At 68.9% G+C, this 13,594-nt stretch carries 11 protein-coding genes; 3 read left to right on the top strand and 8 right to left on the bottom strand.

Going from position 1 to position 13,594, the window contains the following annotated elements; translation table 11 throughout:
- The first annotated feature begins 85 nt into the window (after nt 1-85).
- Together QN315_RS16035 and QN315_RS16030 are read left to right on the top strand one after the other, a co-directional pair.
- The gene (locus QN315_RS16035) at nt 86-2,749 is read left to right on the top strand and encodes a M16 family metallopeptidase (protein WP_408904653.1); all 2,664 of its coding nucleotides are present in this window, start codon (nt 86-88) and stop codon (nt 2,747-2,749) included.
- A gap of 92 nt (nt 2,750-2,841) precedes the next feature.
- Complete coding sequence (locus QN315_RS16030; protein WP_323990341.1) at nt 2,842-3,738, top strand: glycoside hydrolase family 16 protein; 897 nt, start codon at nt 2,842-2,844, stop codon at nt 3,736-3,738.
- 35 nt (nt 3,739-3,773) lie between these two features.
- Here QN315_RS16030 and QN315_RS16025 read toward each other — a convergent pair whose 3' ends face one another.
- The 4 genes from QN315_RS16025 to aroA all read right to left on the bottom strand — a co-directional run bounded on the left by QN315_RS16025 (nt 3,774) and on the right by aroA (nt 10,565).
- On the bottom strand, nt 3,774-6,245 hold the full coding sequence (locus QN315_RS16025) for an ABC transporter permease (RefSeq protein ID WP_323990340.1): 2,472 nt from the start codon (nt 6,243-6,245) through the stop codon (nt 3,774-3,776).
- A 233-nt stretch (nt 6,246-6,478) separates the two neighbouring features.
- Nucleotides 6,479-8,194 (bottom strand): 30S ribosomal protein S1, encoded by a 1,716-nt coding sequence (rpsA, locus tag QN315_RS16020; RefSeq protein ID WP_323990339.1) that lies wholly within the window; start codon nt 8,192-8,194, stop codon nt 6,479-6,481.
- 305 nt (nt 8,195-8,499) lie between these two features.
- A complete protein-coding gene (locus QN315_RS16015) occupies nt 8,500-9,219 on the bottom strand; it encodes a (d)CMP kinase (protein ID WP_323990337.1) in 720 nt (239 codons plus the stop codon).
- Nucleotides 9,216-10,565 carry a 3-phosphoshikimate 1-carboxyvinyltransferase gene (aroA, locus tag QN315_RS16010; protein ID WP_323990335.1) on the bottom strand — a complete coding sequence of 450 codons (1,350 nt, stop codon included), beginning with the start codon at nt 10,563-10,565 and terminating at the stop codon, nt 9,216-9,218. The genes QN315_RS16015 and aroA overlap by 4 nt, the downstream gene beginning before the upstream one ends.
- Before the next feature lie 243 nt (nt 10,566-10,808).
- On the opposite strand from aroA, the gene QN315_RS16005 reads away from it, so the two are divergent.
- The gene (locus tag QN315_RS16005; protein WP_323990334.1) at nt 10,809-11,135 is read left to right on the top strand and encodes a TIGR02300 family protein; all 327 of its coding nucleotides are present in this window, start codon (nt 10,809-10,811) and stop codon (nt 11,133-11,135) included.
- A gap of 257 nt (nt 11,136-11,392) precedes the next feature.
- On the opposite strand, the gene folB is transcribed toward QN315_RS16005, so the two are convergent.
- The 4 genes from folB to QN315_RS15985 all read right to left on the bottom strand — a co-directional run bounded on the left by folB (nt 11,393) and on the right by QN315_RS15985 (nt 13,594).
- On the bottom strand, nt 11,393-11,794 hold the full coding sequence (gene folB, locus QN315_RS16000; RefSeq protein ID WP_176641953.1) for a dihydroneopterin aldolase: 402 nt from the start codon (nt 11,792-11,794) through the stop codon (nt 11,393-11,395).
- A gap of 11 nt (nt 11,795-11,805) precedes the next feature.
- Nucleotides 11,806-12,594 carry an SDR family oxidoreductase gene (locus QN315_RS15995; protein WP_323990333.1) on the bottom strand — a complete coding sequence of 263 codons (789 nt, stop codon included), beginning with the start codon at nt 12,592-12,594 and terminating at the stop codon, nt 11,806-11,808.
- 8 nt (nt 12,595-12,602) lie between these two features.
- Entirely contained in the window at nt 12,603-13,196 is a 594-nt protein-coding gene (gene recR / locus QN315_RS15990; RefSeq protein ID WP_323990332.1) for a recombination mediator RecR, read from the bottom strand.
- A 74-nt stretch (nt 13,197-13,270) separates the two neighbouring features.
- Entirely contained in the window at nt 13,271-13,594 is a 324-nt protein-coding gene (locus tag QN315_RS15985) for a YbaB/EbfC family nucleoid-associated protein (protein WP_176641753.1), read from the bottom strand.

Raw genomic sequence — 13,594 nt, 5'->3', positions numbered from 1 at the left:
GCTGGCCGTGTCCCCGCCGTCGGATCCGGCGCATGCCGCGCCGCCCGGCCCTGCCCGGCCGGACAAAGCGCCCGCGGCGACCCCGATGGATGCCGCCCCAGTGGATGCAGCTCCGGTGGATGCAGCCCCGGTGGATGCAGCCCCGGTGGATGCAGCTCCGACGGGCGCCGCCGTGCGCGCGACGTTGCCCAACGGGCTGCGCGTGGTGGTGATCCGCGACCGGCTGGCCCCGGTGGTGACGACGGAGATCAACTATCTGGTCGGATCCAGCGAGGCGCCGCAGGGTTTTCCCGGCACGGCGCACGCGCTGGAACATATGATGTTCCGCGGCAGCGCGGGACTGGACAAGGACCAGTTGGCGGCCATCGGCGCGCAGTTGGGCGGCAGCTACAATGCCGACACCACCGAGAACGTCACCCAGTATTTCTATACCGCGCCGGCCGAGGATCTGGGCGTGATGCTGCGGATCGAGGCGCTGCGCATGCGCGGGCTGAGCCTGGCGCCCGCCGACTGGGAGAAGGAGCGCGGGGCGATCGAGCAGGAGGTCGCCCGCGACCTGTCCAGCCCCAGCTACCAGTATCTGTCGCGCCTGCAGGCGATCCTGTTCGCCGGCACGCCCTATGCGCATGACGCGCTGGGCACGCGCCCGTCCTTCGACAAGACGGATGCGGGGCTGCTGCGCGCGTTCTATGAGAAATGGTACGCGCCCAATAACGCGATCCTGGTCATTGCGGGCGATGTGGACCCGGCGCACGCCATCGCCGAGGCGCGCGCCGCATTCGGCGACATTCCGCGACGCGACCTGCCGGCGCGCAGCCCGGTGCGGCCCGGGGCGGTGACGGCGCAGACCCTGCATTTCCCGACCGATTATCCGGTGGGGCTGCTGACCGTGGCGTGGCGCATGCCCGGCGCGACCGCCGCCGATTATGCCGCGGCGCAGATCCTGTCCGACGTGCTGAGCAGCCAGCGCGGCGCGCTGTACGGCCTGGTGCCGGCGGGCAAGGCGCTGTTTGCCGGGTTCGAATATGCGCCGAAGGCGGAGGCCGGGATGGGAATCGCGGTCGCGGCCTATCCGAAGGCGACGGACCCCGCCCCGCTGCTGGCCGAGGTGAATGCGATCCTGGCCGAGATCCGCCGGAAGGGCGTCCCGCCCGAACTGGTCGAGGCCGCGCGGCGCAAGGAACTGGCGCAACTGGGCTTCTCGGCCAACAGCATCAGCGGCCTGGCCGAGACCTGGTCCGAGGCGCTGGCGGTGATGGGGCTGGAGTCGCCCGACGCGCTGGGGGCGGCGCTGCGGCGCGTGACGGTGGACGACGTCGACCGTCTTGCGCGGCGGATCCTGGACCCCGACCGTGCCGTCACCGCCCTGCTGACCCCCGAGGATTCGGGCAAGCCGATCGCCGGCAAGGGTTTCGGCGGATCGGAATCCTTCGCCGCCGTTCCCGACCATCCGGTGACGTTGCCGGACTGGGCGCATGCGGCGCTGGCGACGCTGACCCTGCCGCCGCCGGTGGGCGTACCCAGCGTGTTCACCTATCCCAACGGGCTGCGGCTGATCGTCCATCCGGCGCATGTCAGCCACACGGTGCAGGTCTATGGCCAGGTGCGGCAGGATGCCGACATGCAGGAGCCGAAAGGCCAGAAGGGGGTGGCGGCGATTACCGACGACCTGTTCGGCTATGGCACGCAATCGCTGGACCGGCTGGCCTTCCAGAAGGCGCTGGACGATATCGCGGCGACCGAAAGCGCCGGCCCCGGCTTCAGCCTGGCGGTGCTGAGCCCGGATTTCGAACGCGGCATGCAGTTGCTGGCGGATAACGAACTGCATCCGGCCTTTCCCGAGCGGGCCTTCCAAGTGGTGCGGATGCAGACCGCGCAATCCTATGCCGGGCTGTTGCAGACGCCGGATTACCTGTTCGGCCGGGCGGTGAAGCTGGCGGTGTCGCCCGCGGACGACCCGAGCCTGCGCCAGCCCGACCCGCGCCATGTCATGGGGCTGCGCCTGGCCGATGTGCGGGGTTTCTACCAGGCGGCCTATCGCCCCGACCTGACCACGATCGTGGTGGCCGGCGACGTGACGCCCGAGCAGGCGCGCGCGGTGGTCGGACGGACCTTCGGCGCCTGGACGCGGCCGGCAGGTCCGACGCCGGCGGTGGATCTGCCGCGCCGGCCGGACAGCCGGGCGTCGCGCACCCAGGTGCCCGATCGCACCAGCGTGCAGGACACGGCGGTCCTGGCCGAGAGCCTGGGCCTGACCGCCAGCAACCCGGCGCATTTCGCGCTGGGCGTGGGCAACACGATCCTGGGCGACGGATTTTCGTCGCGGCTCTATCGCGATTTGCGGGTCAGGACGGGCTATGTCTATTCGGTCAGCAGCCATTTTTCCTGGTCGCGCAATCGCGGCGGATACAGCATCAGCTTCGGCGCCGACCCGGACAAGGTCGGCAAGGCGCGCGATGCCGCCATCCGCGACGTCGCCGCCATGCAGGCCCAGCCCGTGTCCGACGCCGAACTGACCCTGGCCAAGGCATCGCTGCTGCGCGGGCTGCCGCTGGCGCGGGCCAGCCTGGATTCGATCGCATCCGAGGATTTGCACCTGATCGGGCTGGGCCTGCCCCTGGACACGCCGGACCTGGCGGCGAAAGCCTATTACGGCATGACGGCGGGGGCGGTGCAGGCGGCCTTCCGCACCTGGATCCGGCCGGGGGATCTGGCGGAGATCGTCAAGGGCCCCGCCCCCATGCCGTAACGGCGGGGCACGGGTTTTTGATGCGCTTCGGCAGGCGCGGCCGTCCCGTGCCCGCCGGCGGATCAGCGAAACGAAAACCGCAAGGGGACGCCATGACCGGGAAGCAGCCAGGGACTATCGCGTGGATCGTCTGCGCCGCGCTGTATTGCGCGGGCCTGTCCTGCCCCGGCCTGGCATCGCCGGCATGGGCGGCCGGCGCCGGGGGAGCGCCCGCGCCGGCACTGTGCGGCCAGCAGCCGGTCTTCGACGATGAATTCGACACGCTGAGCCTTGCGGCGTGGAGGCTGGATGGCCGGCGCTGGATCACGCACACGCCCTGGGCCGGCGATTTCGGTGATGCGCGTTTTACCGATCCCGGTCCGGGATCGGCTTTTTCGGTCCATGGCGGGGTGCTGTCGATTACCGCGCGCCGGGACGCGGCGGGGGCCTGGACGTCGGGCCTGATCGCGTCGGCGGACGGAGTCGGTGGCGGCTTCGCCACGATGTACGGCTATTTCGAGACGCGCACGAAGCTGCCGCCCGGTCCGGGCACCTGGCCGGGCATCTGGCTGAACGAGAGCACGCCGAAGGACTGGCCGCTGCAGACGGTCGAAATCGATATGATGGAATATTACGGGCAATTTCCCGGGAAATACCATGCGACGATTCATGTCTGGCACGGCCGTACGGCTGCGCGGGACGGGGGCTGGGGCACGGTGATTACCGCCCCGGGCGATCCCGGGACGCTGGTCGCGCGTTTCCACACCTACGGCGTGCTGGTCGCGCCGGCGCAGACGATCTTCTACCTCGACCGCCGGGAGGTCTGGCGCAGCCCGACGCCGCCGGAACATAAGCGCCCGCTGATGTTCCTGATCAACCTGGCGCTGGGCGGCGGGTGGCCGATCAATCGGACGCCCAATCCCACGACCATGCAGGTGGATTATGCGCGGGTCTATCGGCCCGACGATTCCGCCGCCTTCGCGCGCTGCCTGGCGGGAACAGCGGAATAGGCGGATCGCGGTTTCCCGTCTTGCCGTGGCTGCCGTCAGTCCGCCCGCAGGGCGCGGGCCGGTTCGGCGCGGGCGACGCGGAGCGTCTGCCCCAGCACAGTCAGCACCGCGACCAGGAGCGCGCCGGCCACGGCAAGCAGGAAATAGATCGGATCGAGCGCGATGCGCTGGTCGAATCCGGACAGCCAGGACCGCATGGCGATCCATGCGACCGGACAGGCGACAAGGCAGGAGAGCATGACCGGGCGAAGCAGGTCGCGGAGCAGCAGGACCGCGATCTGCCGCCCGGTCGCGCCCATTGTCTTGCGGATGCCGATCTCATGGGTACGCCGCACGGCGGCGAACGCGGCCAGGCTGTAGAGCCCGAGGCACGCGATCAGCATCGCCGCCGCCGCCCCCAACGTAAAGACATGGCCCCGGCGCTCGTCGCCTTTGTAGAACGCATCGGTCCGCGCGTCCGCCGATTGGAAATCGCTGGCGATGTCGGGAAGAATGCCTGCCCAGGCGCGGTTCAGGCGCCGGGCCATTTCGGATTCCGTCACGCCTTGGAAACGGACCGCCGGGATCGGGTTATCGAAGGGCGTTTTGGAGAGTGTGCCGAAATAGATGATTTCCGGATAGACGGGCGCGCGCGGCGAACCGAAACGCAGATCGTCGATGACGCCGACGACCGTGGCCTGCATGCCGCCTTTCTGCAGAACCTTGCCGACGGCGTCCCCAGGCGAGGCAAAGCCGAATTTCGCGGCGGCACGCGCGTTGATGACGACATTGACGCGAACCCCGTCGTTCCCGAGGGCGCCATCCGCGGGCGCATCGTCCTGTCCATGCGCCGTATCGAACCAGCGTCCGGCCAGGATGCGGGGGCGATAGGTCGCGAGATAGCCGGGGCCGACGCGATCGAAAAGAAGCTGCACGTCGTTTTTCCCGGCCGGCCCCGTGTAGCTGTATGTCGAACGCCATTCGCTGTTCGGCCGCGGCTGCAACTGCCCGATGGTGATCGCCGCCACGCCGGGAACGGCGCGCAGCGTGTCGAACATCCTGCGCTGGAGCCCGGCATCCCGCGACGGTATTTCCTGGCCGATCAGCAGGCCGGACCGGACATAGCCGCGATCGGCGTCCCGCATGAACGCCGTTTGCCGGTCGATGACGAGCGTGCAGATGACGATCGTGACCGCGATGGCGAATTGCGCGAGCACGAGCGCGCTGCGCAACCGCGCGGCGCCGCGTCCGCCGGACGGCGTCCGTGCCGCCGCCAGGATGGTCGCCGGATGGTAGGCGGATAGAACAGCCGCCGGGTGGCAGCCGCTTGCCAGGCCGGTGACCAGGACGACGAGCGGCAGCATGGCGAGCACGAAGCCGTACTGCACTCCGATGGCTTCTCCGGTCAGGCTGGCCATGATCGGCGTCATGACCTCGCAGAATGCGAGGCCCGACAATCCGGCGATCGCGGCGATCAGCAGCGCCTCTCCCATGAACTGGGTGAAGAGGCCATGCCTTGCGGCGCCCAGCGTTTTGCGTATCGCGACCTCGCGGGCGCGAAAGGCGGACCGTGCCGTGGCGAGGTTGACCGCATTGGCGCAGGCGAGCCCGAGCGCCAGAACCCCGATCAGTCCGATGCTGTCGACGACGTTCCGGTCGACGCCGTCATCCACGTCTTCCACCGTCAGGTCGTGGAAACGCGCCTCTCGCAGCGGGACGAGCGACAGCGCGTAGATCTTGTCCGGATGCGCGCCGAGGGACGCCTGGTCGTCGCCCGGCCCGGCAGCACGACGGACGACGAAATCGCGCAGCCGCGCGTTCATCGCCGCGAGATCGCCCGGCCGGCGCAGTTTCAGATAGATCTCGCCGCAGGAGCTTCCCCAATAGCGGTAGCAGGCGCGAGTCTGCGCCTCCTGTGCGGGAATCGGTGCCAGCATGTCCACGTTCGACAAAAAGCCCGGACCCTCCGGCGTGGCCAAAACGCCGCTGACCGTGTGAAGCGTCTTCGTTCCGTTGCGATTCACCGTGACGGTCCGCGCCAGGACGTCCGTCGTCCCGAACAGCCTGAGCGCGGCGCCTTGCGACAGCACCAGCCCGTCGGGCTTCGACAATGCGTCGTCCGGCGAACCGTGCAGCAGCTTCACCTTGAAGACGCGGAAAAAAGAGGGATCGGTCAAATAGGACACGTAGGAGCTGAATATGCCCGCCCTTTCGGTCCGCAGGTCGGTGCCCGTCAGGCGGACGGCGTCCTCGATTTCCGGAAAATCCTCGCGCAGGAACGGCAGGGCGCGAAAGCTGGTGTCGCCGGTCTCGCTCGGCGCGCTGCCGGGAACTGTCCAGTGCTCGTCGACCCGGACCAGCCGATCGACGTCCGGCAGGCGGGCATTGTAGCGATATTCATAACGGACCAGCAGGGCGAGCGTCAGGAACACGCCGATCCCGAGAGCGAGGCCGGCCACGTTGAGCCCGACATGGAGCGGATGGCGCCGGGCCTGTCGTACGATGCTCTGACAAATGGTAACGAGCATGGGCTGTTTCTCCTCGCGAGAAACACTTTACCGCATTTTCGGACGATTTTATCTTATTGATAAATATAGATAAATTCTGATACCTAGGCGTCTTCTGTCCGAAGACGGACGGTCTGTCCGGAATCGGACACCCTGGAGCGGCACGTCAAGCGGACCTTGAAAAAGAAAGGGGCGGCGCCGTGACCGGCGCCGCCCCCCTTGTCCTGCTGCGAGACGCTGCCCGCCGGCGGCGATCAGCCCTCGGCGTTGCGGCGGCGGATCGCGGCCCCCAGGATGTCACCCAGCGAGGCGCCGCTGTCGGACGAGCCGTACTCGTTGATGGCCTGCTTGTCTTCCTCGACCTCGCGGCCGCGGATGGTCAGGGCCAGCTTGCGGGCCGCACGGTCCACCGACACGATCTTGGCGTCGACGCGCTCGCCCACGGCGAAACGCTCGGGGCGCTGGTCGGCCTTGTCGCGCGCCAGCTCGGCGCGGCGGATGAAGCCGGTCAGCACGTCATCGACCTTGACCTCGATGCCGTTCGACTGGACGGCGGTCACGATGCAGGTGACGACCGCGCCCTTCTGCACGCGGCCCAGCGCGTCGGCGGCGGGGTCTTCATGCAGTTGCTTGATGCCCAGCGAGATGCGTTCCTTCTCGACATCCACGTCCAGCACCTTGGCGCTGACCACCTGGCCCTTCTCGAAGTGGGTCATGGCGACCTCGCCCGGCTCGTCCCAGGACAGGTCGGACATGTGGACCATGCCGTCGATGTCCGCGGACAGGCCGATGAACAGGCCGAACTCGGTGATGTTGCGGATCTCGCCCTCGACCGTCGAGCCGATCTTGTGCTCTTCGGCGAACTGCTCCCACGGGTTGCGCTGCACCTGCTTCAGGCCCAGCGAGATGCGGCGCTTGGCGCTGTCCACGTCCAGGACCATGACGTCGACTTCCTGCGAGGTCGCGACGATCTTGCCCGGATGGACGTTCTTCTTCGTCCAGGACATTTCGGAGACGTGCACCAGGCCCTCTACCCCCGGCTCCAGCTCGACGAACGCGCCGTAGTCGGTGATGTTGGTGACGCGGCCGGAATAGCGGGCACCGGGCGGATACTTGATCGCCACGTTCTCCCACGGGTCGGCCTCGAGCTGCTTCATGCCCAGCGAGATGCGCTGCGTATCCGGGTTGAAGCGGATGACCTGCACGCGGACCGGCTGGCCGATCTGCAGGGCCTCGGACGGATGGTTGATGCGCTTCCAGGCGATGTCGGTGACATGCAGCAGGCCGTCCACGCCGCCCAGGTCGACGAACGCACCGTAATCGGTGATGTTCTTGACCACGCCGTCCAGGATCATGCCTTCCTTCAGGCCCTGGATCAGTTCGCTGCGCTGCTCGGCACGCGTCTCTTCCAGCACCGCGCGGCGCGAGACGACGATGTTGCCGCGAGCGCGGTCCATCTTCAGGATCTGGAAGGGCTGCGGCACGCCCATCAGCGGGGTGACGTCGCGCACCGGACGGATATCGACCTGGCTACCCGGCAGGAAGGCCATCGCGCCGCCCAGATCGACGGTGAAGCCGCCCTTGACGCGGCCATAGATCGTGCCGTTGACGCGCTGGTTGCCTTCGAACGCCTTTTCGAGGTTCGTCCAGGCTTCCTCACGACGCGCCTTCTCGCGCGACAGCACGATCGAGCCGTCGCGATCTTCGTACCGCTCGACGAACAGTTCGATCACGTCGCCCGGCTTGACGTCGGGGCTGACGCCCGGCGGGCCGAATTCCTTGAGCGCCACGCGCCCTTCGCTCTTGAGGCCGACATCGACGATCGCGAATTCGTCGGTCAGGCGCACGACGCGGCCGGTGACGACCGAACCGTCGAACGCGGTGTCGCGGCCCAGGGTCTCGTCGAGCAGGGTCGCGAAATCTTCGCCGCCGAAATGGTCGGTGGCGTGCTGTAAGGTGGCTGAAGCCATGAGGTACCTGTAGATCCCGTATCCGGCACCGCGGCGCGGACCGGAAGTCATGCGCACCGTCACACCGATCGGACGGAACGACTTGCCCGGCTGTATCCGCGGCCCGTGCCGCGACATGCCTGACGGCCGATGAAAAACAGCGCGCCGCTGCCTCATGGGAATATCCTGGGAGAATGCCCTATGGAATGCCCTTGGGGGAACGCCCTGGGGGGCGGCCTCGACGCGTGGATTGCACAGACACCCTCGCCCCCCGGTCTGTCAACACAAACCGGACGCCGGATGCCCGAAAACCGGCGGAACGCCGATCACACGGCGCGGAGGCGACCCGTCCCGGAGCAATCCGAGCCGGGGCAGTCCGACCCAGGGCAGTCCGACCCGGGGCAGCCCGTCCGCTCGCGGACGATACGCAGCGCCTCGGCCAGTACCTCGTCCGCCGTCATGTGGTCGGTGTCGATATGCACCGCGTCCTCGGCCGCGCGCAGCGGGGCGACCGCGCGGCCGGCATCGGCGGTGTCGCGGGCCTGCAATTCGGCGGCGACGCGGGCGATCTGGGCCTCGCGGTCGGGGGCGGCGGGGTCGGCGGCCAATTGTTCCCAGCGGCGACGCGCCCGGGCGGCGGGCGAGGCGGTGATGAACAGCTTGACCGGCGCGTCGGGGAAGATGACCGTGCCGATATCGCGGCCGTCCAGCACGCCGCCGCCGGCCAGGGCGAAATCGCGCTGGGTATCGACCAGGATGGCGCGCACCTTCTGCTGGGCGGCGACCAGGCTGGCCGCGCGGTCGATTTCGGGCACGCGCAGATCGTCGCGTTCGAGATCGGCCAGGGTGATCCGCCGGGCCTGGTCGTCGGCCGGGTGGGTTTCCGGGTCCAGCCCGGCATCCAGCATCCGGCGCCCCACCGCGCGATAGAGCAGGCCGGTATCCAGATAGGGCAGGTCCAGCGCCTGGGCCAGGCGGCGGGCCAGCGTGCCCTTGCCGGCCGCCGCCGGTCCGTCGATCGCGATGATGAGCTTGCGTGCCGTCATGGCGTCAGCGCGGCGCCGATTTCGTTCATCAGATCGATGAAGCCGGGGAAACTGGTATCGATGAAGGCGGTGTCGTCCACCGACACGGGCGCCGCGGCGACCAGGCCGAGGATCGTGGCGCTCATGGCCAGGCGATGGTCCATGCGGGTTTCGACCCTGCCGCCGCCGGGCACGGCGCCCCCGGTGCCGGTGACCAGCATGTCGTCGCCGACCACGTCGACCGCGACCCCGTTGCGCTGCAGCAGCGCCACCGTCGCGGCCAGGCGGTCGCTTTCCTTGACGCGCAGTTCCTCGAGCCCGCGGAAGCGGGACGGGCCGGCGGCATGGGCGGCGGCGACCGCCAGGATCGGATATTCGTCGATCATCGACGGCGCGCGGTCGGCCGGGACGTCGACCCCGCGCAGCGGCCCCGCGACGGCGGTCAGGTCGCCGACCGGCTCGCCGCCCTCGGTCCGTTCGTTGGACAGGCGCAGGTCCGCGCCCATTTCGCGCAGCGTGGTGAACAGCCCGGTGCGCAGCGGATTCAGCCCCACCCCGCGCACGGTGACCGACGAGCCCGGCACCAGCAGGGCCGCGACCAGCACGAACGCGGCCGAGGACGGGTCGCCCGGCACCGCGACGTCGCGCGCCACCAGCCGGGGACGGCCGACCAGGGTGATCGTGCGGCTGCCGGCGCCCAGCGGCGCGACCGTCACCTGGGCGCCGAAATGGCGCAGCATGTTTTCGGTATGGTCGCGGGTGGCGACCGGTTCCTCGACCCGTGTGGTGCCTGCGGCGTTCAGCCCGGCCAGCAATATCGCGGATTTGACCTGCGCCGAGGCGACCGGCAGGCGATAGGAGAGCGGCGCCGGATCGGCCGTGCCGCGGATCGCCAGCGGCAGGCGGCCGCCGGCGCGCGACAGGAAGGTGGCGCCGGTGGCCGAGAGCGGATCGGTGACGCGCTTCATCGGCCGGCCGCGCAGGCTGGCGTCGCCCGTCATGACCGAGAAAATGCCGTGGCTGGCCAGGATGCCCGACAACAGGCGGGCGGCCGTGCCGGAATTGCCCATGTCCAGCACGTCGGCCGGCTCGGCCAGCGCGCCGAGTCCCTGCCCCGTCACCTGCCAGGCCCCGGGCGCGGTGCGGGCGACCCGCGCGCCCAGCGCGCGCATGGCGTCGGCGGTGCGCAGCACGTCCTCGCCTTCCAGCAGGCCGGAGATCCGCGTCTCGCCGCTTGCCAGGGCCGCGAACATCAGGGCGCGGTGGCTGATCGACTTGTCGCCCGGAACCGCGACGGAGCCGGAGAGGGGCGCCGCCGGGGCACGGACGGTCAGCGGGCGCGGGGCGGGGGCATGCACGGTATCCATGGGGCCATCCACTTCCGGATTGTTGGGGGCGAAGTCAATCACCGGCGTGACGAAACCAGCCGAAAAAAAACGACGAAAGGACGACCGCGCGGCGCGGGCCCCGGGGGCGCGTTTTGAATCACGATTGAATCTCGGTGCGAATCGCGGTTTGACAGGCGGCGCTCAAGCTGGCATGGGGCTCCGCCTTGTGCCGCTTCTCGCCGCAGCGTTCGTCCCACACCATTCAGGATCGACAGGTTCAAGATGGCCCAGCCCACCCTCGGCACCAAGCGCGTCTGTGTCTCCTGCAGCGCCCGTTTCTATGATCTGAACAAGAACCCGGCGGTGTGCCCGAAATGCGGCACCGAACAGCCGGTCGAGGTGCCGCGCCTGCGGCGCCTGCCCGATGCCGCGCCCGCCAGCCCGAGCGACCAGGCGCGGAGCGACGAAATCGATACCGCGGTGGACCTGGAAGACGAGGACACCGGCGAGGACGACGTGATGGAAGACACGTCGGACCTGGACGACGATGACGACGAGATCAGTGCCGACATCGACGTCAGCACCGACAGCGACGACAACGACAACTGACCGGCAGCCCCTCCGCCATGGCGGAGGGGCGGTTCGCCGCCGGACCGGCCGCAGCTAGAGCATCATCTGATCGGATAAAGATGCTCGCCAAAACAATGATCTAGAGCCGTATCCGTGAACCAGTGTGAACGGATACGACTCTAGTGTCCTGCCCGAGAAATTCTTATGAGAATTTCTCGGATCAGCAGGCCACTAAAATATTGATTCTAGTGTCCTTTCGATTCCAAAATTCGCTTGCGAATTTCGGAATCAGGACACTAGGCCGGCGGCCGGCTTCGTTCGATCTCGACCCCCACGGCGTCGAGATCGTCGAAGACATCCAGCTTCTCGACCCGCACGCGCACGATCCTGACCCGTTCGTCGGCCATTACGCCGGCGGCGATGCGCTCGGCCAGGGTCTCGACCAGCCGGACATGGCCCTCGGCGACGATCCGGCGGACCATCAGCACGATCCGCTCATAGGATACGGTACGGCTGAGATCGTCGCGGCCGACCGTCAGGCCGGCCTCGTCCGGCACGCCGAACGAGATATTGATCCGGATCGGCTGGGTCACGCCCTGTTCGTGCGGATAGATGCCGATATTGGCGTGCAGCACCATGTCCTTGAGGAACACGCGGCGCAGCGGCGGCCGGTCCGGCCATGCGGGAAAGATGGACATCGCGGTCTGCCTTATTCCTCGGGAGAGTGGCCGGTGGCGGCCGGGGACCATTGCAGGTGCTGCCCGCCATCCAGCGCCAGCATCTGGCCGGTCACCGAGGGCAGGCAGAGCAGCGACAGCGCGGCGCGCGCGACCTCGTCCGGGCTGGTGCCGTGCCCCAGCGGGACCGAGGCGCATTGCCGGGCGAATTGTTCCGCCGTCTGCCGCGCGCTGGGCAGGGCCGGGCCGGGACCGATGGCGTTGACCCGGATGCCGCGCGGCGCCAGCGCCAGCGCCATGCTGCGCGTCAGCGTCCAGAGCGCGGATTTCGACACGGTATAGGTGACGAAATGCGGGGTCAGCGACCAGACGCGCTGATCCAGCATGTTCAGCACCATGCCCTGCCCCCCCTGCGGCAGTTGGCGGGCGAATTCCTGCATCAGCACGAAGGGGGCGCGCAGGTTGGGTTCGAGATGCGCATCCCATCCGGCGCGGGTGGCGTCGTCCCATTCGTCGCGTTCGAAGCTGCTTGCATTGTTCACCAGCACGCCGACGGGGCCGAGCGCCGCGCGCGCCTGCCCCACCAGGGGCTGGACCTGGGATTCGTCGGCCAGGTCGGCGCCCAGCACGCAGGCATTGCCGCCCCGCGCCGCGATCTCGGCCATCAGACCGTGCGCCGGTCCGGCGCTGGCGCGGTAATGGATGGCGATCGAAAAGCCCGCGTCGGCCAGGGCCAGGGCAATGGCGCGGCCCAGCCGCACCGCCCCCCCGGTGATCAGGGCGACGCGGGGAATCGCGGCGGGAACGGGCCAGGGAGTCATGCCGGGCGTCATGCCGGGCGCCGTGCCATCAGGGCCGCGGCCAGCGTGCCGTCATCAAGCACGTCCAGCGCCCCGCCCATGGGCACGCCCTGCCCCACCCGGCTGACCGCCACGGCGGAGCCGGCCAGGCGATCCTGCAGCCAGTGCGCGGTGGTGGCGCCGTCGACCGTGGCGCCGAGGGCGAGGATGACTTCGTGCACGCCGCCCTGCGCGATCCGGGCCAACAGAGGGGCGACATTCAAATCGTCGGGGCCCATGCCCGACAGCGCCGAGAGCGTGCCGCCCAGGACCTGATAGACGCCGCGATGCACGCCGGCGCGTTCCAGCGCCCACAGGTCGCCCACCGTTTCCACCACGCAGACCATGCCGGCGTCGCGCCCCGGATCGGTGCAGATGGTGCAGGGATCGCGCGTGTCGAGATTGCCGCAGGACGAACAGGTCCGCACCGAGCGCGCGGCCTGTTCCATGGCCTGCGCCAGCGGCAGCATGCGGGCCTGCGGCTGGCGCAGCAGGGCCAGCGCCGCCCGGCGGGCCGAGCGGGGACCGAGGCCCGGCAGGCGGGCCAGCAGCGCGATCAGCCGTTCGATATCCGTGCCGCCCATCGGGTGCGCCGCCCTCTTATGGTCCGCCTAATATGGTCCGCTTGATATGGTCCGCCCTGGTCGTCCGCGCGGACTCAGAACGGGAATTTCAGGCCGGCCGGCAGGTTCATGCCGCCCGTGACCTTCTTCATTTCCTCGGACGCGTGCTCGTCCAACTGCTTGCGGGCATCGGCGCAGGCCGCGACGATCAGGTCCTGCAGCATTTCCATTTCCTCGGGGTCCGCCAGCTTGGGGTCGATCTTGACCGCCTTCATGTCGCCCTTGCCGTTCAGCGTGACATGGACCATGCCGGCGCCGGCGCTGCCTTCGATCGTCATGGTTTCCAGCTTGGCCTGCATTTCTTCCATGCGGGCCTGCATCTGGCTCGCCTGTTTCATCAGGCCGGCAAGATTCTTCAT

The organism is Nguyenibacter sp. L1 (genome assembly GCF_035199985.1).
In the GTDB taxonomy this organism is placed as follows: Bacteria; Pseudomonadota; Alphaproteobacteria; order Acetobacterales; family Acetobacteraceae; genus Gluconacetobacter; species Gluconacetobacter vanlangensis.
The sequence above is the reverse complement of the archived record's forward strand: the minus strand, read 5'-3'. Positions and strand labels throughout refer to the sequence as shown.